22 protein-coding genes are annotated in these 22,336 nt (G+C 46.7%); 10 read left to right on the forward strand and 12 right to left on the reverse strand.

The annotated features are described in order from the left end of the window. Window positions 1-280 precede the first annotated feature (280 nt). The 5 genes from pstB to QUA57_RS00845 form a co-directional block, all read right to left on the reverse strand. Window positions 281-1,132: a phosphate ABC transporter ATP-binding protein PstB gene (gene pstB, locus QUA57_RS00825; RefSeq protein WP_333058937.1), complete on the reverse strand. Its 852-nt coding sequence runs from the start codon at window positions 1,130-1,132 to the stop codon at window positions 281-283. 55 nt (window positions 1,133-1,187) lie between these two features. Beyond that, a complete protein-coding gene (gene pstA / locus QUA57_RS00830) occupies window positions 1,188-2,168 on the reverse strand; it encodes a phosphate ABC transporter permease PstA (RefSeq protein WP_333058939.1) in 981 nt (326 codons plus the stop codon). Window positions 2,169-2,170: 2 nt separating this feature from the next. Then, window positions 2,171-3,172, reverse strand: a complete 1,002-nt coding sequence (gene pstC, locus QUA57_RS00835; protein ID WP_333058941.1) for a phosphate ABC transporter permease subunit PstC — start codon at window positions 3,170-3,172, stop codon at window positions 2,171-2,173. Window positions 3,173-3,373: 201 nt separating this feature from the next. Next, entirely contained in the window at window positions 3,374-4,402 is a 1,029-nt protein-coding gene (gene pstS / locus QUA57_RS00840) for a phosphate ABC transporter substrate-binding protein PstS (protein WP_333058942.1), read from the reverse strand. Between the two features lie 391 nt (window positions 4,403-4,793). Further along, entirely contained in the window at window positions 4,794-5,942 is a 1,149-nt protein-coding gene (locus tag QUA57_RS00845; RefSeq protein ID WP_333058943.1) for an NYN domain-containing protein, read from the reverse strand. Window positions 5,943-6,051: 109 nt separating this feature from the next. Here QUA57_RS00845 and QUA57_RS00850 point away from each other — a divergent pair, with 109 nt between their 5' ends. After that, a complete protein-coding gene (locus QUA57_RS00850) occupies window positions 6,052-7,560 on the forward strand; it encodes a UbiD family decarboxylase (protein ID WP_333058944.1) in 1,509 nt (502 codons plus the stop codon). 183 nt (window positions 7,561-7,743) lie between these two features. On the opposite strand, the gene QUA57_RS00855 is transcribed toward QUA57_RS00850, so the two are convergent. Together QUA57_RS00855 and QUA57_RS00860 are read right to left on the reverse strand one after the other, a co-directional pair. Next, complete coding sequence (locus QUA57_RS00855) at window positions 7,744-7,956, reverse strand: helix-turn-helix transcriptional regulator (RefSeq protein WP_333058945.1); 213 nt, start codon at window positions 7,954-7,956, stop codon at window positions 7,744-7,746. Between the two features lie 20 nt (window positions 7,957-7,976). Further along, a complete protein-coding gene (locus QUA57_RS00860; protein ID WP_015176698.1) occupies window positions 7,977-8,189 on the reverse strand; it encodes a helix-turn-helix domain-containing protein in 213 nt (70 codons plus the stop codon). A 127-nt stretch (window positions 8,190-8,316) separates the two neighbouring features. Here QUA57_RS00860 and QUA57_RS00865 point away from each other — a divergent pair, with 127 nt between their 5' ends. Beyond that, window positions 8,317-8,559: a hypothetical protein gene (locus QUA57_RS00865; protein WP_333058947.1), complete on the forward strand. Its 243-nt coding sequence runs from the start codon at window positions 8,317-8,319 to the stop codon at window positions 8,557-8,559. Between the two features lie 129 nt (window positions 8,560-8,688). Next, window positions 8,689-9,480: a DUF4058 family protein gene (locus tag QUA57_RS00870; RefSeq protein WP_333058949.1), complete on the forward strand. Its 792-nt coding sequence runs from the start codon at window positions 8,689-8,691 to the stop codon at window positions 9,478-9,480. A gap of 99 nt (window positions 9,481-9,579) precedes the next feature. Here the strand turns inward: QUA57_RS00870 and QUA57_RS00875 are convergent, their stop codons facing one another. The 3 genes from QUA57_RS00875 to QUA57_RS00885 form a co-directional block, all read right to left on the reverse strand. After that, on the reverse strand, window positions 9,580-10,251 hold the full coding sequence (locus tag QUA57_RS00875) for an ABC transporter ATP-binding protein (RefSeq protein ID WP_333058950.1): 672 nt from the start codon (window positions 10,249-10,251) through the stop codon (window positions 9,580-9,582). 23 nt (window positions 10,252-10,274) lie between these two features. Further along, window positions 10,275-10,544, reverse strand: coding sequence for a hypothetical protein (locus QUA57_RS00880; RefSeq protein ID WP_190663726.1), 270 nt, complete (start codon window positions 10,542-10,544; stop codon window positions 10,275-10,277). A gap of 146 nt (window positions 10,545-10,690) precedes the next feature. Continuing rightward, window positions 10,691-10,870 (reverse strand): hypothetical protein, encoded by a 180-nt coding sequence (locus QUA57_RS00885; protein ID WP_333040787.1) that lies wholly within the window; start codon window positions 10,868-10,870, stop codon window positions 10,691-10,693. A gap of 89 nt (window positions 10,871-10,959) precedes the next feature. Here QUA57_RS00885 and psbD point away from each other — a divergent pair, with 89 nt between their 5' ends. Next, the gene (gene psbD / locus QUA57_RS00890; protein ID WP_006633757.1) at window positions 10,960-12,018 is read left to right on the forward strand and encodes a photosystem II D2 protein (photosystem q(a) protein); all 1,059 of its coding nucleotides are present in this window, start codon (window positions 10,960-10,962) and stop codon (window positions 12,016-12,018) included. 202 nt (window positions 12,019-12,220) lie between these two features. Here the strand turns inward: psbD and QUA57_RS00895 are convergent, their stop codons facing one another. Then, window positions 12,221-12,403 (reverse strand): hypothetical protein, encoded by a 183-nt coding sequence (locus QUA57_RS00895; protein ID WP_333063656.1) that lies wholly within the window; start codon window positions 12,401-12,403, stop codon window positions 12,221-12,223. Window positions 12,404-12,918: 515 nt separating this feature from the next. On the opposite strand from QUA57_RS00895, the gene QUA57_RS00900 reads away from it, so the two are divergent. The 6 genes from QUA57_RS00900 to QUA57_RS00925 all read left to right on the forward strand — a co-directional run bounded on the left by QUA57_RS00900 (window position 12,919) and on the right by QUA57_RS00925 (window position 20,487). Further along, window positions 12,919-13,200: a 4a-hydroxytetrahydrobiopterin dehydratase gene (locus QUA57_RS00900; protein WP_333063655.1), complete on the forward strand. Its 282-nt coding sequence runs from the start codon at window positions 12,919-12,921 to the stop codon at window positions 13,198-13,200. Window positions 13,201-13,359: 159 nt separating this feature from the next. Continuing rightward, on the forward strand, window positions 13,360-15,009 hold the full coding sequence (locus QUA57_RS00905) for an HD domain-containing phosphohydrolase (RefSeq protein WP_333063654.1): 1,650 nt from the start codon (window positions 13,360-13,362) through the stop codon (window positions 15,007-15,009). 292 nt (window positions 15,010-15,301) lie between these two features. Then, window positions 15,302-17,500, forward strand: a complete 2,199-nt coding sequence (locus QUA57_RS00910; protein WP_333063653.1) for an iron uptake porin — start codon at window positions 15,302-15,304, stop codon at window positions 17,498-17,500. Window positions 17,501-17,896: 396 nt separating this feature from the next. After that, complete coding sequence (locus tag QUA57_RS00915) at window positions 17,897-18,337, forward strand: Rrf2 family transcriptional regulator (RefSeq protein WP_333040796.1); 441 nt, start codon at window positions 17,897-17,899, stop codon at window positions 18,335-18,337. A gap of 58 nt (window positions 18,338-18,395) precedes the next feature. Beyond that, window positions 18,396-19,358 carry a cysteine synthase A gene (cysK, locus tag QUA57_RS00920; protein ID WP_333063652.1) on the forward strand — a complete coding sequence of 321 codons (963 nt, stop codon included), beginning with the start codon at window positions 18,396-18,398 and terminating at the stop codon, window positions 19,356-19,358. Between the two features lie 448 nt (window positions 19,359-19,806). Beyond that, window positions 19,807-20,487 (forward strand): J domain-containing protein, encoded by a 681-nt coding sequence (locus QUA57_RS00925; protein ID WP_333063651.1) that lies wholly within the window; start codon window positions 19,807-19,809, stop codon window positions 20,485-20,487. 94 nt (window positions 20,488-20,581) lie between these two features. Here QUA57_RS00925 and QUA57_RS00930 read toward each other — a convergent pair whose 3' ends face one another. Next, a complete protein-coding gene (locus QUA57_RS00930) occupies window positions 20,582-22,081 on the reverse strand; it encodes a cyclic nucleotide-binding domain-containing protein (protein WP_333063650.1) in 1,500 nt (499 codons plus the stop codon). Window positions 22,082-22,336 lie beyond the last annotated feature (255 nt).

Genomic DNA, 22,336 nt, shown 5'->3' on the forward strand with positions numbered 1-22,336 from the left:
AGTCCCCAGCTAGGAGGACTGAAATACTTATTGAGAATGTTGCCCAATCTGAGTCAACACTAATATCAATTCCGCTTGCATTGGAATGATTAAACCACAGAGTACGCAGAGAACGCAGAGGAAGAGAACAGAGAGATGAATAATTCTGATGCTAACGGATTTGATATAACTCAAATACTATTACTATTTCATAGTGTTCTTAAGAAGACTTTAACTGTGAGACAGGGACTTAAGCCCCTGTCGGAATATAGCGACTGAGAGAAAGGGAAGAACCCTAGTATTAACCGAAACGGCCTTGAATGTAATCTCTCGTACTCGAATTGCCCGCAGAAGTAAAAATCTTACTTGTCGGCCCAAATTCCACCAGCCGGCCGATGCGACTTTCATCAGTATTAAAAAATGCTGTGTAATCAGAAACACGAGCCGCCTGCTGCATATTGTGCGTCACAATCACAACAGTTAACTGCTGCCGCAGAGTCTGAAATAACTCCTCAATCTTCATCGTTGAAATCGGATCTAGAGCAGAACAAGGTTCATCCATCAGCAAAATTTTTGGCTTTACCGCTAAAGCGCGAGCAATACAAAGCCGCTGCTGCTGTCCGCCCGAAATCCCCTGAGCCGATTTCTTCAAATCGTCTTTGACTTCATTCCAAAGCGCCGCACTTTTAAGTGCAGATTCCACAATTTCATCTAATTCTGCTTTGCTTTTGCGACCAAAAATTCTCACCCCGTAAGCAATATTATCGTAGATGCTCAGCGGAAAAGGATTCGGTCTTTGAAACACCATCCCAATTTGGCGGCGCAAACTATTAATGTTTACTTTCTTGCTGTAAATATCCTGTCCAAAAAACTCTACTCTTCCTTTAATTTGAACCTTTCCCTCCAATTCACCAATCCGGTTGAGAGCTTTGAGAAAGGTAGATTTGCCGCAACCTGAAGGGCCAATAATCGCCGTAATTTGCGGGTGAGGAATATTCATCGATAAATTTTCTAAGACTTTGTGAGTTCCGTAATAAAAACTCAAGTCCTGAACCCGCAGTGCTGGCATTGCATTGGGGTCAATTTCCGGGGTAAGCTCGTCTAGAAATTGCTCTGTATAGTTTTCTGCTTTCAAGTTAGCTTTAGGTTTCATTATTTGCGGGTTATATTGTTAATATTTGACTGACAGATGCACTTTAGTTATTGATTTATCGGTTTTGCAAGCGTTTCCGAGTTACTGTACGGGATGCGACGCTAGCAATCAAAACCATGCCCAAAAGGACAGAGGCAGCAGTCCATGCCAATTCGTTCTGCTCCTTGTAAGGAGAGCTGGCGTAGCTATATATTAATACCGACATAGAAGGAGTCGGAGTCAGCAGTGTCTCGGGAATTTCTTTGAGTTTTGAGATAGTTTCTGCACCTATAGGAGACTGCATTATCTCGCCCAATTTATCAACTAAAGGAGGCCAAAATTGACTCGATAACGCCGTTACAATCAGCGGCGCGGTTTCGCCGGCGGCCCGGGAAGCAGCGAGTAAAATACCTGTGGTAATAGTTGGAAGTGCTGAGGGTATGATAATGCGAAACATAGTTTGAAAGCGTCCGCCTCCCAAACCAGCAGAAGCGAGGCGGTAAGAAGTAGGCACTAATTTTAATGCTTGTTCTGTTGTCAGAGCAACAACTGGAAGCATGATGATGCCGAGGGCAAAACCGCCTGCTAATGATGAAAATGCTTTGGTGGTAACGACAATTAGGGCGTAGGAAAAGACGCCAACTACGATCGAGGGAACACTACTGAGAATGACGGTGATAAAGCGAATACTATTGGCCATCGCTTTGTTTTCTCTACCAAACTCAGACAAAAATATTCCCGTCATTACGCCGATAGGCACGCTGATTAATGTCGCAATTCCCACCATTAAAGCAGTGCCGAGAATGGCATTGGCAAAGCCGTTGGGCTGGTCTTCAACTCCGACGGGGGCGGGCAAAGATACTAGCACTTCCCAGCTCAAGTGTGTAAGTCCTTCCCCCAATATTTTGTACAAAATAGCGAACAAAGGTAGCACGGCAAGAGCTGTGAGAAAGCAGGCAATAAGTGTCATTCCCCGACTGAACAAATTTCTGCTCAGTGACAGGGGGTTGTAGATTTCTGCATCCAGAATAGTGTTTGATTTTTGTGCTTGAGTCATTTTTAATTTTTAGCTCCCTTAACGCCCATTAGCTTAACCAGCAATACTGCCACTGCATTCACCAACAGAGTGATGACAAATAGAATCAAGGCTAAATACATCAAAGCGCCAATGTGCAGCGGTTCGAGAGCTTCCCGAAATTGACTTGCCAAAACCGCAGGAATTGAGTAGCTGGGAGCTAGCAGGGATTGGTTGATTTGAATCGAGTTGCCAATCACCATTGTGACGGCCATTGTTTCGCCTAAAGCGCGTCCTAATGCCAAGATTGTAGCGCCTATAATTCCTGAACTAGCTGCTGGTAATAACAGCTTAAATATTGTTTCCCAGCGGGTGGCACCGAGGGACATCGAAGCACTTCGCAAATCTACTGGAACAGATAGCAATACATCGCGGCTGATGGCGGCTACTGTTGGCAAAATCATAATTGATAACAGTATTCCTGCCGGCAGCATTCCGGGGCCTAAAGGTTCGCTGCTGAACAGGGGAAACCAACTGAAATTATCAAACAATGACTGCTGCAATGGCAACAAAAAGGGAATCAAAACAAAGATTCCCCAAAGGCCAACTATTACGCTGGGAATAGCCGAGATTAATTCAACCATGAATCCCAAGGGCGATCGCACCCAAGCGGGTAAGAAGTTCTCGCTAGTAACTATAGCTACTGACAGCCCTAAAGGAAGTGCGATGATTATGGCGATCGCAGAACTAATCACAGTGCCGTAAATAAACGGCAATGCCCCAAACTGCAACTCGCCGATATCCCACTTGGGATTCCACAAGAAGGAGAGTCCAAAATTGCTAATAGCTGGCCAAGCATCTTTAAAAATTATCGCGCTTATCCAGAACAGCGTGCCCGCTGTCGCTAAGGCAAAAGCCCATACAAACATTGTAAATCCCGACTCGATCCATAAACCTTCACCAGAAGTATCAGTCAAGTCTAATGCTGTGTTTATTTCTGTCGGTTTCCGATTCAATTTATTTCGTTTTTTTGAAATATTGGTCATACCGAAATTAGTGCTTACCAAGTGAAATATTTGCTTAAAGGACGAGGAATTATAATGGCGTGGTGGGCCCTGCGAACCTGGTTTGTAAGGTACGCACTGCGTACCTTACACAGTAAAATTAGGGCACATTAACCTGATAATTTATGAATTTTGAGTCATCGATTGAACTCGTCAACTCATAACCCCGTGCGATCGCCCCAATTAATTTCTGGCAACCACAGTCTGATTAACTGCTTGAACCACCTTTTGAGCTGTAGCTGAAGGAATCTGAGTAAACTCTAGCTGTTTGTTGATACCTTGACCTGTAGTCATCACCCAATTAACCATCTTTTTAATAGCCTCTGCTTTCGCAGCAGGATACTGTTTGTAGATTAACAACCAAGTCAAGCCAACAATCGGATAACCATCATTGGGATTGCCTTCTACTAAGCGGAAGTCTGCGGGGAATGTTTCCCCTGCTAAAGCTTTCTCTGCTTCAGCCAAGCTAGGATCTACAAATCGGCCAGCTTTATTTTGAAGAAATGCTGTTTGGAGATTGTTTTGCCGAGCAAAAGTATCTTGAACGTAGCCGATCGCACCCGCTGTATTTTTCACCAAAGCAGCTACGCCGGGGTTTCCTGGACCCCTGACAGCGGTGTCTGGCCAATTCGGTTGAGCGACAGCTTTGATGCTGCTGCCGATCGCCTGCAAGTGGTTAGCAAAAATAAAGCTAGTACCGCTGCTGTCTGCCCGTACAGCTACTCGAATTGCAGTATTTGGCAAGTTTTTAGCTTGTCCAGAAATTCCGGCTATTTTAGGATCGTTCCAGCGAGTAATCTTCCCTTCAAAAATGCCTTTCATGGCATCGTTATTTAGCCTCAGATTGGTCACTCCGGGCAAGTTGTAAACAACTGCAACAGCGCCACCAGCAGTGGGAACCGCCATAACGCCGCGTTTTACTTCGGCTATTTGCGCCGCCGTCATCAGTGCGTCGCTGCCTGCGAAATCAACAGTGCCTGCAATTAATGCTTTGATACCAGCACCGCTGCCAGTTCCTTCGTAGTTTACAGTAATTTGATTGGCACTTCTCATCTGAGAGAAGTAGCGATCGTAAAGAGGTTTAGGGAAAGTTGCTCCCGAACCGTTTAGTGTGACAGCAGCTACAGCAGAAGTAATCAACGAGAGCGAAAATGCTGCTACCGCTAGCGTAACTATAAAAGCACGCCGCCAACGTGCTGTGAAGAAAGTCATAATTTTCGTCCTCAATATTGATAGCAGGCTTTGCAAATCTCCTCCATAGGATAGACTAAAATCCCTAACTAAAGACATAGGAAACAATAAGCTTGTTTTAAATTATGGTTAATTTTAGATTAAACTTTTAACTATTAAGAAATGAGTGCAATAACAATAAGCTTGTTTTAAATTAAGGTTAACATTAGATTAAGTTTTTGACCGTTAACTGCTGCGAGTTTTATTGGAGTTATTGCGCGTAGGATTGACGCTCGAAATTAGCGACCGCCGTAAAAAATGATTTGTCCGATCGCACTCGGCTAATTCCGCACGGCTTGGCGGGCGATTTATAGCGTAGGTAGGGCCGTATTTATAAAAAAGCTAGGGAAGTGCGATCGCCAATTGATAATTTTTATTCTTCTTCTGAGCTTTCAATCTTTGGCATGATTGCCACTTGATGTTCGCTACCGATTAATATTACTTTAAAATCCGCAGATTCTGACTGGAATAATTTGATTAGACTAGAAGTATTACCCAAAAATTCTTTTACAATTAAATCAGCATGAAACTGATATTTGGCAAAAAAATATTTTTTAATTTTAGCCACAGGAATATAATCCTCTTTTAACTCAAGTTTTGCAGTTTCAATTATTTCCACAAGTATATTTTTTAAAATATCCAGCGACTCAATAGGATTGGAATTGAGATCGGGAATTATTTCTAGCAAATTTTGATTGAGAGCAACAGAATCCAAAGATACTTCACCCACCGGAGTCACTTCGTTTTCTCCTGATTCCGACAGTGCTGCTACATGGGTAGTTGTAGAATTGAAAGCCACAGTACGACGATCTTGAAAAAGCTCAGCCACACTAGAAAAGCGAGCTATGCGCTCATCAATAGATTTGTGTTCAGCCTTCAAAAACTCACCAATTTGATTAGCCAATTCTTCAAAACTAGGGACTTCCTGTTCCCTTTTGCAAGAATAGTGATTAGTATCACCCGTCAGCAGATTTTCTACAGACAACACAGCATTTTGTCGTCGCACCCGAAACACAGTCAATCCCTGATTTTGCAACTGATTGCAAAGGTGATTTAACAAACCGTCTGAAGAACAGACAAAAACTTGTTTTACATCCCGATAACGGTATAAAATAGCAGCGCCAAAAGCAATCATTTTACCGTCAGCACTATTAGCACCACCCGGAACGTGAATCAGTTCGTAACCGCGATCGTAAAGTTCAGCATCCAACTTGCCAGTAGTAGGCTTTTTCCAGTTAGCAAAAGCAATTTTAACTTGTAGGGGAGAGCCATACAAACTGGCTAAAAATTTTTCAGCATTAACGTCAAGTTTCAAGTTTTCTGCGTCTAGCAGCAAAATAGCTAGGCCCCGATCACACTCTGAGCTTTTGTCGGCGATGGCACCTTCCCCGCACCTGCTGCTAGACGGCGGTAGCAAAGCCTCAAACAATTGTTGGCAGTTAGGTTGACGCGGATAAAACTGTTGGCTGCGAGAACGACCGTTTTTACGAAATCGCTCAGGCGATCGTCGGGGATTTTTCACAATCTATCGAAGGAGTATCGGGGATTTTTGATTAACTTATCATCGCAGTTTAACTTGGGGGAGCCGATCGGCTCATAATAACAAAAGAACGTTAACAATTCTTAAAAAAATGGCAAGAGACTTGCGGGGATTCCTAAAACTACTCGAAGAACGGGGACAACTGCGCCGGATTAGCGCCTTAGTCGATTCCGATCTCGAAATTGCCGAAATTTCCAACCAAATGCTGCAAAAAGGCGGCCCTGGGCTGCTGTTTGAAAACGTCAAAGGGTCAGATTTCCCCGTGGCCATTAACCTGTTGGGCACGGAACAGCGGGTTTGTTGGGCGATGAACATGGAAAAGCCAGCAGAACTAGAAGAGCTCGGCAAAAAATTAGGAATGCTGCAACAGCCAAAACCGCCGAAAAAGATTTCGCAAGCGATAGAATTCGGCAAAGTCCTGTTCGACGTAGTGAAAGCCAAACCCGGCCGCGACTTTTTCCCCGCTTGTCAGCAAGTAGTAATTGAGGGAGAAGGGCTGGATTTGAACAAAATCCCCATGATTCGCCCTTATCCGGGAGATGCGGGCAAAATTATCACCCTGGGTTTGGTAATTACCAAAGATTGCGAAACGGGTACGCCGAATGTGGGGGTTTATCGGTTGCAGTTGCAGTCAAAAAACACGATGACTGTACACTGGTTATCGGTGCGGGGCGGGGCGCGGCACTTGCGGAAAGCGGCGCAGGCTGGTAAAAAGTTGGAAGTTGCGATCGCCCTTGGAGTTGACCCGCTGATCATCCTCGCCGCAGCAACGCCAATTCCTGTAGATTTATCGGAATGGTTATTTGCCGGACTTTACGGCGGTTCCGGCGTGCAATTGGCGAAGTGCAAAACCGTAGATTTGGAAGTACCGGCGGACTCGGAAATCGTGTTAGAAGGAACGATTACGCCGGGGGAAGTTCTGCCCGACGGGCCCTTCGGCGATCACATGGGTTATTACGGCGGCGTGGAAGATTCGCCGTTGGTGCGGTTCCACTGCATGACGCACCGCAAAGACCCGATTTATCTGACCACATTTAGCGGGCGGCCGCCGAAAGAAGAAGCAATGATGGCGATCGCGCTTAACCGTATTTATACGCCTATTTTGCGGCAGCAAGTATCGGAAATAGTCGATTTCTTCTTACCGATGGAAGCGCTGAGTTATAAGGCGGCAATTATCTCGATCGATAAAGCATATCCCGGTCAAGCGCGCCGGGCTGCTTTAGCATTTTGGAGTGCATTACCGCAGTTTACTTACACTAAGTTCGTGATTGTTGTAGATAAAAGTATCAACATTCGCGATCCGCGTCAAGTTGTGTGGGCAATTAGTTCTAAAGTCGATCCTGTTCGGGATGTATTTATTTTGCCGAATACGCCCTTTGATACGTTAGATTTTGCCAGTGAAAAGATTGGTTTGGGAGGCAGAATGGGGATTGATGCTACTACGAAGATGCCGCCGGAAAGCGATCACGAGTGGGGGGAAGTTTTGGAGTCAGATCCCGATGTGGCGGCGATGGTAGAAAGGCGTTGGGCTGAGTACGGTTTGGCTGATTTGAATTTGGGAGAAGTCGATCCGAATTTGTTTGGATATGAGATGAGGTAGGAAATCGCAACAATGTTGTCTCCTAGCTTTTTTGAGTAAAATACGATTCCTCAATTGCCGACAATACACTAGGGACACAACAATGTTGTGTCCTGGTTTTTTTGAGTAAAATACTAGAAGCACAACAATGTTATGTCCTCAGACAATCAACTCTCTTTGAATCTTCGCGAGCATTATTTTTTTTTACTGTTCCAAAATCTCAACTAAGTCTTCGATCGCAATATCAAACAGGCGAGCCATCTTATTCAAAGCTGTATAGTCTACTGTTGCCAGTTTGGGAGAATGGGCATAACTTCTAACCGTACTGTAAGGAATGCCCGATCGCTCAGAAACTTCTTTAAGCGTCCAACCCTTCTCTTGGGCTAGTTCTCGAACCCGCAATCGAATTAGACCCATCTTCCCGCTAACAAATTAGTTTAATGTTCCAAAACCTCCACCAAATCTTCGATCATCAAATCGAAGACAGCAGCAAGTTTCTGCAAAGCCGTATAGTCCACTGTTGCCAGTTTAGGAGCTTGGGCGTATTTTTTAACCGTGCTGTAAGGAATTCCCGTTCTGTCCGAGACTTCTTTGAGCGTCCAACCCTTCTCCTCAGCGAGTTCTCGAACTCGCAATCGAATTAATCCCATTTATGCTTGACAGCAGCTATGCTCATATCTTTTAATAAAGATAGTTAACAGCGATCGCCCTCCGACCTGAGAAATCTAGAGCGATCGCCTTTCATTCACCACCCACAAAAGTGGGAAGGATTTTCCTATGATACCAAAACAACCGACATATCGCGATCGACTTCAACCTTGGCATCTAATTCGCCACCTCCCCAACTGTCAGCGGTTAACAGTCGCCCGTTTCGCCCGCCGTCCCGATGCCGAATCTTACTTGAACGCGCTGCGCCGCTTAATGCCGGCAGTCCCGCATACAATTGTGTTCGTAAATGCGGTGTCTGTGTTGGATGAAAACAGCGTTGCAATTCCAACACAATTGCCGATCGAAGTTTAATTGTTGAAAAGTGCGATCGCCCTTCCACAAATAGGAATTAATCTATTTGACAGGAAGTGCGATCGACCCTAATTTGCCAAAAAAAATGTTGCTAAACTGAAAATAGATTTGAGTCAAGGAGTGACATCAATGCCATCTCCCTTTCCCGGCATGGACCCGTATTTAGAACATCCCGACTTTTGGCCTGGGATATACCACTTGCTGATTAGTAAAATTTTCAGGTTTTTATCTCCCCAACTGCGTCCTAAGTATTTCGTGTCATTGGAAGTGAGAATGTATGAAACCGCTGACAATGATTTGTCCGTTATTGGCATTCCTGACGTAAACGTAATACAGCCGCAAACTGCAACAGAAACAACAGCATCAAACGTAGAAGTTGCAGCACCGCCTACACAATCATTAACAGTAATTATTCCCATGCCCTACCAGGTTCGGGAAGGCTATTTAGAAATTATAGAAAGAGAAACCAAAGAATTGATAACAGTTATTGAAATCCTCTCGCCTACTAATAAGCGCACAGGAAAAGGACGACAAATGTACGAAGAAAAGCGAGAAAAAATTTTATCCAGTCGCACTTATTTAATTGAAATAGATTTATTGCGGCGCGGTCAAAAAATGCCAGTTATTGGCAATGACATTGAAAGCCACTATAGCGTTTTGGTGTGTCGGGGAAATCGCCGTCCCAAAGCAGATTTGTACGCTTTTAACCTGCAGAACCCGATGCCAGCCTTTCCTTTGCCACTGCGATCGGGCGATACCGAACCTATAATCAATTTGCAGGAATTATTCACTCAAATTTACGACATAGCAAGTTACGACCTGAAGATAGATTATCGCAACTGGGAAGTCATACCACCGCTGTCAGAAGCCGATACAATTTGGGCAGATGCTTGGTTGCGCGATCGAGGATTGCGAGATTGATTTGGCGTGCAGCCCTTCTCTTAGTCTGCCGAGGCAGACTTCGTTTTTGTAGAAGCGATTTCAATCGCAGAATGACTTAATTCTCAAATTGCTTGAGGGCTAAACATCTTGACTTTGCATCAACCGCTGCTTCAAACGCGCCGGATCTCCCCGATCGACCACTTCGCCCTTTTCCAACAAAAAAGCCCCATCACAATAATTCAACTCATCCAAACGGTGAGTCACCCACAAAGCCGTAATCCCGCGATTTTTCACCAACCGCTGCACCGCCGCCACCAAATCCAACTGAGAATCAGGATCTAACAAAGCCGTCGGTTCGTCCAACAGCAGAATTTCGCAGTGACGGGCGATCGCCCCAGCCAGGGCAATTCGCTGCTTCTGACCGCCACTCAAAGCATAAATCGGCCGCCGCTGCAAATCCAGCAAATTCACAGCCTCCAAAGCCTCCGCCACCCTCGCCCGCACCTGAACATTAGAAAGCTTTTCCTCCACCAAACCAAAAGCCACATCCGCACCCACCGTCGGCATCACCAATTGGTGGTCCGGATTTTGGAACACAAAACCCACCCGCCCACTCAGATCAATTTCCCCCGACTGGGGGTGCAGCAGCCCAGCCATCAGCCTCAACAGCGTAGACTTGCCGCTGCCGTTAGTGCCCAAAAGCATCCAAAACTCGCCCTTCGGTACATCCAGAGAGCAACCTTGCAACACTCGATCGCCCGACGGCCAGCAAAAACCCAAATCCCGCACAGCAACGGCTGACTGGCTCATATCGGCACCAACACCCCCAGCCCTCATTCTGCTGTCATCGAGACAAAACCAGGGGATCTGCCTGTAGATGACGCCCCCGATTTCTGAGAAACCACCACCCCAGAAATCTCGCTGCTGAGTACAGCCACCTTTTTCTCAGGATTTTTCTCACAGGTGAGTTCCAAAATTTGCGGTTGGGAGTTGCGAATCGCCGCCAGCACCTGCTGGTAAACAGTCTCAGCGTCCTCCTCCAACTTCCGCTGCACCGACAGCGAGACGGGCGTATTTTTCACAATGATGTCAATGCTGAACATATAGTCTTAAAAACCTAAGTTTGGAGCTCTATCCTCAGTATATATATAGGACTTACCCGCGGAAACCCAGTTTCTTAGAAAAATCAGAGGTTGAGGCCGATATATCTACCAAGCCACCGGGCTTCTGACGCAAAGCGCAGACACTCCTATATAGTAGAAGTTCCCAAATGCAGGGCAAAGACTTCGGGGACTTCGAGGGCTTCGGGGACTTCGCACAAGTCAAAAGTCAAAAGTCGGAAGTTTTTTAATAAAAACTTGCTCTTGTAAAGAATTACCTCTATAATCGTCAATACGGTAAAGAAAAGTAAACTCTGTTCATAATCCAACTTGTTTTCTGCTAAGCAGAGGCAACGGTGGAAGACTCATGACTAGAGACAGATCCGTTGTAATTATATCCATTTGGAGATTTGCGTAAATGACAATCGCAGTCGGACGCGCCCAGACCGAAAGAGGCATCTTTGATGTACTCGACGACTGGCTCAAACGCGATCGCTTCGTCTTCGTAGGCTGGTCTGGCATCCTGCTATTCCCCTGCGCCTACCTAGCCATCGGTGGCTGGTTAACAGGCACCACCTTCGTCACCTCCTGGTACACCCACGGTTTGGCAAGTTCCTACCTCGAAGGAGCCAACTTCCTCACCGTAGCAGTCTCCACCCCAGCCAACAGCCTCGGACACTCCCTGCTGTTCCTGTGGGGCCCGGAAGCACAGTGGGACTTCACCCGCTGGTTCCAACTCGGTGGGCTGTGGACATTCGTCGCCCTCCACGGCGCTTTCGCACTGATTGGCTTTTGCCTGCGTCAGATTGAAATCGCCCGCTTGGTAGGCATCCGTCCCTACAACGCCCTAGCATTCACCGGCCCCATCGCCGTGTTTGTTTCGGTGTTCCTGCTTTACCCCTTGGGTCAATCAGGCTGGTTCTTCGCCCCCAGTTTCGGCGTCGCAGCAATTTTCCGCTTTTTGTTATTCCTGCAAGGCTTCCACAACTGGACGCTCAACCCGTTCCACATGATGGGCGTTGCAGGCATCTTGGGCGGCGCGCTGCTGTGCGCCATCCACGGTGCAACCGTAGAAAACACCTTGTTTGAAGACGGCGAAGGCGCAAACACCTTCCGCGCCTTCAACCCAACTCAGTCAGAAGAAACCTACTCGATGGTTACAGCTAACCGCTTTTGGTCGCAAATCTTCGGAATTGCCTTCTCCAACAAGCGCTGGTTGCACTTCTTCATGTTGTTCGTACCTGTCACAGGCTTGTGGATGAGCTCCATTGGCATCGTCGGTTTGGCATTGAACCTGCGCGCCTATGACTTCGTATCACAAGAATTGCGCGCTGCTGAAGATCCTGAGTTTGAAACGTTCTACACTAAGAACATTCTGCTTAACGAAGGCATTCGTGCTTGGATGGCTCCTACGGACCAACCTCACGAAAACTACATCTTCCCTGAAGAAGTTCTGCCTCGCGGTAACGCTCTGTAATCAGCGCCAAATATCAAAATTTCCAACATTTTAAAAGGGTAAGATAAAGCAGTTTAGGCTTTACCCTTAATGCTCAAAAAGCTCCCGCCACCAGGCAGGAGCTTTTTGTTTCCAGGATTCGATCGAATTAGCGCCCTAAAAAAAGTTAATTTTGTACAAAAACCAACTCTGCCTGTAGCTAGGACAACTTGTGTCTTTATATCTAGCGAACTCTCCTATCTGGTAAGAAATCGATCGGCCTTTCCCCGCCGCCAGAGTTGCCATGCACCTGATAACCGCACAGCTCGGATTCTGAAGAAAATATAGGCAAATGGCTGAAACTGCGATCGCCCGCTTGCTGTAGAGATCGATCGAAGACCTTGCAGCAGCAGTAATTTGCCATCATTTTACAAAAATCTCAATTTGCATCCCCCCACTTCTAATTCCTTGTGTTATTCTAATAATTGTGACTACTAGAATGATACTCAGAACGCAAGTTCTTCTGGTAATGCTGGCAATGGCTAGCGCACAAATCATCACCTTAAATCTTGTATTTAGGTGATGTGCGTTCCAATATTAAGCCATTTAGCTAAACTGGAGGTGATGCCCATGATAGAAAGTAGTAAACGCATGGGTCATCAGATTGGAAACTACCGGCTGTGCGCCGGGGCCGCTCACTAGCAGTCAGCCGTCGTCTCCAACGGGAAACGACTTCCACGGGGAACCAGGCTGAGCTAGGGATTCTCCCGGCAGTCAGGTTCTAATCTGAAGACCCGCTAGACCGCTCTCACCTCAAATAGTGTTAAATCTTGAGTGTTAAAACTTGAGGCTAAACGCTATTGGTGAGAGCGGATAGTTTTTGGTCAGGGTTTCTACACGTGGGCAGTTAATCTGCCATTGCTAATCCCAAAGAAAAAAATTATGGCTGAGCTAATTAACCATAGTGAAATTCAAGAGCGCGCCAGTCACTTGTCAGGTTGGACAATTGAAGGTAAAAAACTGCGCTCTACCCGTTTATTTAAAGATTTTATCGAAGCGATCGCCTTTGTAAATAAGTTGGTCGCTCCCTCAGAAGCCGCAGGACATCACCCCGACATAGAAATCTCTTACAACAAAGTAACAGTTAACTTGACAACCCACGATGCCGGAGGCTTAACTGAGAAAGACTTTGCCCTAGCCCAAGAGATTTCTGCGCTAGATTAAAAGAGTGCCAGTTGACCCAACAATAGTCCTGGATCTAGCCACAGTCCCCGATCGCGGAAAGCTCGCAAATAAAAAATCGACTTGGGGTTAAAATCGGGTGTGAAAAAGTCGAGAGGCCCAACGTTCAATGTATAAAAGGCTATTCCCCATCATCCGACCATGATCGTATTTGAAAAGCCAGAGTTCAGGAACGAGTCTGCAGCAGAAAAAACCGATCTTATAGAAAAGCTTTTAGATATTGGCGCGGCTCTGTCGAGCGCCCAAGATTTGGGCGACTTGTTAAACTTAATTTTATCCAAAAGTAGGGAAATTACCTACAGCGATGCTGGCAGCGTTTACTTAGTAGATCACAGCGACGAAACATCTAAGCTGCTGTTCAAGGTAGCCCAAAACGCTTCTAAACCGAGCCTGTCGTTTAAAGAGTTTGCTCTGCCCCTGACAGACAAAAGCTTGGCAGGATACGTGGCAATTACAGGTCAAAGTTTAAACCTGTCTGATGCCTACGACTTACCCCCCGGCGTACCCTATCGGCTAGATACCAGTTTTGACAGGGATATTGATTACCGCACTTGCTCGGTAATGGTACTGCCGATGCAAAACCGACAGGGGGAGACAATAGGTGTACTGCAACTGATCAACCGCAAAACAAAGGCAGAGACGGTGCTGACAGCAGACAATGCCTGGGAATCGACGCAGCAGTATTCGGAGTGGGAAGAAAGGATAGTTCGATCGCTCGCTTCTCAAGCAGCAATCTCGATCGAGCGCAATCAACTCCAAGATAGCATAGAAAATTTGTTCGAGGGCTTCGTGAAAGCCTCGGTGCAAGTCATAGAAGCCAGAGACCCCTGTACCTACGGCCATTCAGAACGAGTAGCAGCCCTGACAGTACGCCTTTCAGAAGAAGTAAACACCGTCAGCAGCGGACAACTGCGCTCTATTTACTTTAACAACCGCCAAATTCAAGAACTTCGCTATGCCGCCCTGCTGCACGATTTTGGCAAAATAGGAGTGCCCGAAGCAGTTTTGACCAAACAGAAAAAGCTCTACCCCGCACAGCTAGAAGTCATTCGCCACCGCTTTGGCTTAGCTCAACGGACGATGGAAATGGAATGCGTCCAGTCTAAATATAAATACTTGCTGGAGCATTCAGCCTACCGAAAACACTCGAGCCAGGAGCCAGAGTGCGCTCAATGCCAGGAAATCGAACAGCTAGACACTAAGCTAGCAGAGGCGAAAACCAGATTAGCAGAATACTGGGAAGTGCTGCTAGAGGCAAACGAGCCTCACATTTTGGCAGCAGAACCCCTAGCTCAACTGCGAGAAATTTCTCGACAAACTTACAGAGATATAGATGGGGCAAAGAAACCCCTGCTGAACCCAGACGAGATCGTGCAATTGATGGTGTCGAGGGGCAACCTGACCCCGGAAGAACGATCTGCAATAGAATTTCACGTAACTCACACTTACGAGTTTCTGAAACAAATTCCTTGGACAAAGGATTTGAAAAATGTTCCAGACATTGCCTACGGACATCACGAAAAACTCGACGGCACAGGCTATCCGCGAGGCCTAAACAAGTCAGAAATTCCAATTCAAGCGCAATTGATGACGATCGCGGATATTTACGACGCCCTGACAGCAGGCGATCGCCCCTACAAGCGAGCTCTGCGAACAGAGGCAGCGATGAAAATTTTGCGGCAAGAAGCAGCTCACAATAAAATCAACGCCGATTTGTTAGAACTGTTCGATTACCGCCAAGTCTTTAGCGTCCTGGGACACAGCTTGAGTGTTAAAGTCGAATCAGCCTAGACGAGTCGGGCGTGCTGTGCTAAAAAGTAAATAGGCAATCAGGCGCTATCAAGTCTCAGCAGTCAAATCAATTCACAGCCCAAGCCCGGTCTGGTTTTGAGGCAGTTGAGTACAGGTTGAAAAACAGGCTCTCTGCAGCCGTCAGTGACATCTATATACTCGGTCAGCCCAAAAGAATCAAAAGAAAAAGTGAATTTTAGGTCTCTTTTTAGAGTATGCTAGTTGAGCAACGACTGACCACATAGAAGACTAGAAAAGTTTCTCTGTAATCGGTGTGAGGATGAGAGTGAATATGTCGAAATTTTTGTGGAGTTACTTACTAATCAGCCCAGCAGTCTTAGGAGCTACCCTAGTAGTTTCTTCGAGCGCGATGGCAGCAGACGCTCAGCAGGCTGCTGATGCGGTCAATCCCGCTGTCGCAAAAGCTGAAACCGCTGAAACCTCCGAAGCGAAACTAAATGCTTTAGCTGCTGTTTCCGAAACAACCGCAGCCTCCGAGCCAGTAGAAGAAATTTCCCAAGTCGCTGGCAGCGAAACCCACGCAGCGATTGAAGATTTGGCTACGCCTGCAACTGAAAGTGCGATCGTGGGAGCCAACACAGCCCCTGCTGAGGCAGAGCCCCAAGCGGCATCACAACCTACAAGTGAATCTTTAGCCGCAGTTGAGCCAACAGTCGCTCAACCAGTAGAAAATTCGGCCCCGGCAGCCCAACTAGAAATTCCAGCCCCGGCAGCTACCGCTCTCCCAGAGCAAATCGGTGCAGTTCAATTAGAAACTCCAGCCCCGGCAGTGGCAGAGTCGCCAGAACAAAGTTTGCCACAACCGGCTGAATCTTTAGCCCAAACTGCCGCACCACAAGAGCAAAACCCAGCCGCCACATTAGAACAGCTCAACCAGTACACTACCGAAGGTACGGCCGGCAGCGAAACTGAAGGTCAAGTTACCTCAGTTTCCCAACTTTCCGACGTGCGGCCTACAGACTGGGCCTTCCAAGCACTGCAATCCCTAGTCGAGCGCTACGGCTGTATTGCTGGTTATCCCGACGGAACTTTCCGCGGCAACCGGGCAATGACCCGCTACGAATTCGCAGCCGGTTTAAATGCTTGCTTAGACAAGGTGAGCGAGCTAATTAGAGGCGGCACTGGCAACTTCGCTACGAGAGATGACTTGGCAGCCCTCCAACGGCTCCAAGAAGAATTTGCGGCGGAACTGGCAACCCTGCGCGGTCGCGTCGATGCTTTGGAAGCTCGGACAGCCGAACTCGAAGCCAACCAATTCTCCACCACTACCAAGCTGACTGGGGAAGCTATTTTCGCCCTCAGCGACGACTTTAGTAGCGACGTTAGCGTTTTTGGCAGAGACGGCGAAAGAATCGGCAGCAACAATAACGAAGCTGTCTTCCAACAGCGGGTGCGTCTCAATTTAAATACGAGCTTCACCGGCAGAGACTTGCTGCTGACCAGGCTTCAAGTCGGCAACGGTCAAAGATTTAACCTTGGGGCTACCAGCGAAGGCACTCAAACTTGGAATTTTGTCGGCAGAACCGACAATGTTGTTGCCCTCGACACCTTGCTGTACAAGTTCCCCGTCGGTCAGCGACTGAACGTTAGCCTGATAGCCAACGCTGGCGTTTGGGACGACATTCTGCCGACTGTCAACCCTTATTTTGAAGACTTTGACGGCGGCAACGGGTCATTGAGCACCTTTGGACAGCGGAACCCGATTTATCGCTTGGGCGGTGGGTCAGGTATCGGCTTTGACTATGCCTTCGGTGGCAGGGGCTTGCTGGGCGGCGTGTTCGGCCCCACTTCTCTGTCCTTCGGTTATTTGGCGTCAACAGCAGCCAGTCCCGCTAGGGGTGCAGGCTTGTTGAACGGCGACTACGCGGCGATGGGTCAGTTGACTTTTACCCCCGGACGCAACTTGCAAGTTGCTTTCAACTACAACCACGGTTACTTTAGCAGAGGTAACTTTGGGTTTGACAATGGTTTAGCGAATGGGCCAGACAGTCTCGGCGGTTTCACCGGTACGGGCGTGGCTAATTCTCTCAACGGTTTGAGCGAGGGTTTTGAGGGCTTCGGCGCTCGAAAAGTTGTCAGCAACTCCTACGGTGCTCAGGCTTCGTTGCGACTGAGCCCGAGGTTTATCCTTGGCGGCTGGGCTGGTTTAACTAATGCCCGCATTATCGGCATCGGCGATGCAAAAATCTGGAACTACGCTGTCACCTTGGCTTTGCCCGATTTAGGGAAAGAAGGTAACTTGCTAGGGCTGGTGGTAGGTCGTGAGCCTTACTTGGATAAACTTGAAGCTTCGAGGAGTTTGCGGAGCTTCCGCAACGATGATTCCTATCACGTTGAAGGTTTCTACAAGTTTCAGCTCTCCGACAACATTTCTGTTACTCCGGGCGTGATTTGGGTGACAAATCCTAATCAAGATGACCGTAATGATGACATCATCATTGGTACTCTGAGAACTACTTTCACGTTCTAAGAGCGGGTTAGAGGAGGCAGGGAGGTTATAACCTCTCTGCTGGTCACTCTAAAGGCCAAGTTTAGCCCTGCCTAGCGCAGGGCTTTTTTGTTTGCGGGAGGAAGGGGGCGCCAAGAATATATTAAAAATTAAAAATTATCAGTCAGAGAGGCAGACAACCAGTTTCTTGAGGTAAGACAACAGTGGTGGAAGCGGAGGGAGCCAAAACGAGAAACTGGGTTTGTTGGGTTCAGATTGCCGATCGTTCCAAGGATGAAGTGATGAAAGTCGCTCAAGTTCAGTGGAAAACCGGGGTATAATAAAAGGTAAAGTTAGGAGTTAGAATTTGGAACTCAACATTGATGAGAATTTTAACATCTGACTTCGGAGTAGATAATTCTGATATTTGAAGCAATTATGGTAGAACTCTCCTGTAAAAGCGAATACGCAATCTTAGCTTTGCTGGAGCTTGCCGATTGCTACGAGGAAGGCGAGCCTCTGCAAATTCGCCAGATAGCGGCTCAGCAAAATATTCCCGATCGATATTTAGAGCAGTTGCTGGCTACCATGAGACGCTGCGGGCTGATTCGCAGCCAGCGAGGAGCTAAGGGAGGTTATATCTTAGCCAGGGAACCGTGGAAAATTACACTCCTAGAAATTATCAACTGTCTCGAAGGCTCAGAGTTTGATCGATCTGAAAAAGACTCGCCTGCTCAAACTGTAGAAAGTGCGGTGATTTGGGAAGTTTGGCAAGAAGCTCGATCGATTGCCAACTCAGTTTTGCACAAATACACGCTACAGGATCTGTGCGAAAAGCGTAATGGCAGACGGCAGCTCGATATCATGTATTACATCTAGTTAAAATATTGCCAACTAGGAATTAACATTTACTTTCAACCACAAACTGACAAAGATTATGCGTATTGCTGGCGACATTACAGAATTGGTAGGGCGGACGCCCCTGGTGCAACTCAACCGCATTCCTCAAGCTGAAGGTTGCTTGGCTCGGATTGTGGTAAAACTCGAAGGCATGAATCCGGCATCATCGGTGAAAGACCGCATCGGTGTCAATATGGTCAATCAAGCAGAGGCCGAAGGGCTGATTAGTCCAGGCAAAACGGTTTTAGTGGAACCGACTTCTGGCAATACCGGAATTGCTCTGGCAATGGTGGCGGCGGCTAAGGGCTACCAGTTGATTTTGACAATGCCGGATACGATGAGCACGGAACGCCGATCGATGCTGCGAGCTTACGGGGCCCAACTAGAACTGACTCCCGGAATTGAGGGCATGAGCGGCTGCATCCGCCGCGCTCAAGAGATTGTGGACACAACTCCCAATGCGTATATGTTGCAGCAGTTTCGGAATCCAGCGAACCCGCAGGTTCACCGTTCGACAACGGCTGAGGAAATTTGGGAAGATACAGACGGCGAGGTGGATTTCCTGATTTCGGGAGTCGGGACGGGCGGTACGATTACGGGTGTCGCAGAGGTGATTAAGTCGCGGAAACCCGAGTTTAAGGCGATCGCCGTTGAGCCGGCCAATAGTCAGATACTGTCGGGCGGAAAGCCAGGGCCTCACAAAATTCAAGGTATCGGTGCTGGTTTTGTGCCGCCGGTGCTGAATGTGGATTCGATCGACGAAATTATAGTTGTTACGGATGACGAGGCGATCGCCTATGGCCGCCGCTTAGCCAGAGAAGAAGGACTTTTGTCCGGTATTTCCAGCGGTGCGGCACTATGTGCGGCGGTGAAAGTCGGCAAGCGTCCCGAAAATGCAGGGAAATTGATTGTGATGATTCAGCCTAGCTTCGGCGAACGTTATCTCAGCACTCCCTTGTTCCAAGATCCAGAACTCAATCTGGCGATGGCCCTCAACTAGGCTAGCATCCGGCCCAAGTTGCCGAAATAGAGAGCAGGGCGTAGACTGTACGCTCTGCTTGGCTTTTTAGTAGATTAAAGAATGGCGATAGATTGTAGCTCCCTCGATCGCGAATGATGCCGAATTTCTGAAGGTGCTTGTTTTTGAACCGCTTTCGGCGTGTTAGCGAAGCGGGCGCTGAGCGCTCTTGTGGTGAAGGAAGAGAAAAGAAAAGAAGGAGCTAACTGTTGGCTAGAGCAGCGCTATAGGAGTCCCGAATGTCGATCGGCTCACCACTTCCAAAGCTTCAATGTTTTTCTAAAATAGATTTATGATAAGTTGAAAACTGAGGTTTTTTACTGACAATTTTTGACATTTATATCAGATAAATAATTAAAAAATTAGCAAAAAATGATATTTTTGTCAAGCAATTTTTCACATATTATCCAGATTTCAAGGAAATAACAGCGTGTCTTCCGTTATCAATCACTACAAAACCCTAAAGATTAGCCCAACCGCAACACAAGCCGAGATTAAACAAGCATACCGCCGTTTAGTCAAATTATTTCATCCAGACAGCCGCAGCGACACAGCCGGTCACGAAGAAATTGTCCGCCTCAATGCAGCCTATGAAATATTAGGAGATGCTCAGCACAGACAATCTTACGATCGCCAACTTTCCGAGCAAAGCGAACAGCAATCACCAGCCGCACCAAACGTCAGCCGCCAGCAAACACAAACAGCAAGGGACGCGGATGAACTAATGGAACAGTGGCTGATTAAAGTATACAAACCAGTCAATAGAATGCTCAACAGCATCTTGAAACCGCTTAAAAAAGAAATAGACGAATTGTCAGCTGATCCGTTTGATGACGAACTCATAGAAAAGTTTCAACTTTATATCGAAACCAGCCGCGAGTTCCTCAAAAAAGCTCATAACTTTCTTACATCAATGCCCAATCCATCTAATGTAGCCGGAGTGGCGGCCCATCTCTACTACTGTATCAATCAAGTCGGAGACGGCATAGAAGAATTGTATTTATTTACCCTCAATTATGACGATCGCCACTTGCACACTGGTCAAGAACTGTTTAGAATTGCCGCTAGACTGCGGCGGGAAGCGCAGGATGAATTAAAAATTAAAATTTAAAAAATCAGATTGTTCCCTCTTCCCTCTTCCTTCTTCCTGACATCTGTTACATCCGTTACATCCGTTACAGAATCCGTTGCCGAAATTCCCTCTTTCAAATCCCAAAAAGAACTTGAATTCGCTTGCGAATTTTAATAAAAGGAGTTTGTTCCAGAGAGTCGCCATCTAACAATCCCAAATCTCTCAAAGCTTGCTGGCGTTCCGACAATTTTTGAGCAATCTGATCGGCTAAGTTAGGTTGTTCTCTTAAAAGTTTTTGCAAATCGTGACGTTCCACCACAAACAAAATTGCATCTTCGCTAGTTTTAACAGTCGCCGTTCTCGGAGTACCCAACAGCAAAGATATTTCCCCAAAAAACTCGCCCTCGTGAAGGGTAGCAATATACTGACCGGCTTTTTGAGAAAGAACTTCTACAGTACCTGAAAGAATAATATAAAAAGAATCGCCAGGGTCATTTTCTTTACATACCACTTGTCCCGCTGGAAACAGTTGTCGGTAGCCATATTCAATTAACTGTCGGAGTTCTAAATCCGTACACTGTTCAAAATAAGTTACTCGCCGCAACAAATCTCGCAGCGTCCAATTATTGGGGGATTTAGGCGCTGGATTTTTAGGTTCAGAAACGGTGGAATTAGATTTTAACTCTGCTGAATGTTTGGCATTCTGCGGAAAAACTTTTCCGTTGGAATTTTCCTCTTTGTTATTGTGAAAAAGTTGAGCTAACTCTTGCGGGTTTCGCAGCCACAAATCCCGCTGGGGAAAGGGAATTTCGATATTTCGGTGGCGCAATTCGTAATCTATTAAAAAATTTACCGCGCTTTTAATAGCATCGCTTTCCTGCGGCTGGTCAATCCAAACTAAAAGTTCAAAATTTAAAGCGTTATCTCCAAAACCGTGAAACCATACTTTAGGAGAAGGATGGGACAAGACATTCGATTCCATCCGCGCCGCAATTAACAGCGCTTCCGTAACTATTACTGGGTCTGATCCGTAAGCAACACCGACGGGGATGTGGAGGCGACATCTGGGGTCTCTGTAACTCCAGTTAATAATGTTAGTTTCGACAAACTTAATATTTGGTATGATTACAAATAGACCGTCAATTGTTTTAATAATTGTAGAGCGGATCGAAATTGTTTCTACTGTTCCTAATAACTTGTCTATTTCAATAAAGTCTCCGACTCTAATTTGGTGTTCAAATAGCAGGGTGAGACCGCTGATAAAGTTGCTGGCGAGATTTTGCAAGCCGAAGCCGAAACCAATGCCAACAACCCCAGCTAAGACGGTGAGAGAAGTGAGGTTGATGCCGGAACCTTGCAGGACGAATATACAGCCAATACTGGCTAAAATATAGCTAATGATCGTAGAAATTGCTTCTCGACTGCCGCGATCCAATCCCATCCGAACTAGCAGGCTGCGCTTGATTCCTTCACTGATAATCTTAGCTATAATCAAGGCAAATATAGCTAAAATTATCAGTTTGACGATCGCACTGATGGACAGATGAGTGTCCCCGATATAAAATAGCGGGGTTGTCATCGCACCCGATAAATGTTCAAAAAAGCGATCGGCTCGTGCAGTAATCGAATTCATTAATATTGGGTAATGGGTAATGGGTGATTAGTTTTGAGCGCAACTGAACGTCAAACTGCTAACTATTGCAGAGCTTAGGCGAAAAACTCTAACGGTGCAGTCGCCTGTGTTGCAAAAAAGGTGGATTCCCTACCCTTCGGGAACGCTTCGCGAACGGGATAAATCCGCTTCACGCACTTTCTCAAAGGCTGGTAAATGATGGGTTAGTAACTGATGGCGAAAAACTATTTTGTAGCGGTATTTTCTGCCGGATAT

The organism is Microcoleus sp. Pol7_B2 (genome assembly GCF_036701035.1).
GTDB lineage: Bacteria > Cyanobacteriota > Cyanobacteriia > Cyanobacteriales > Microcoleaceae > Microcoleus.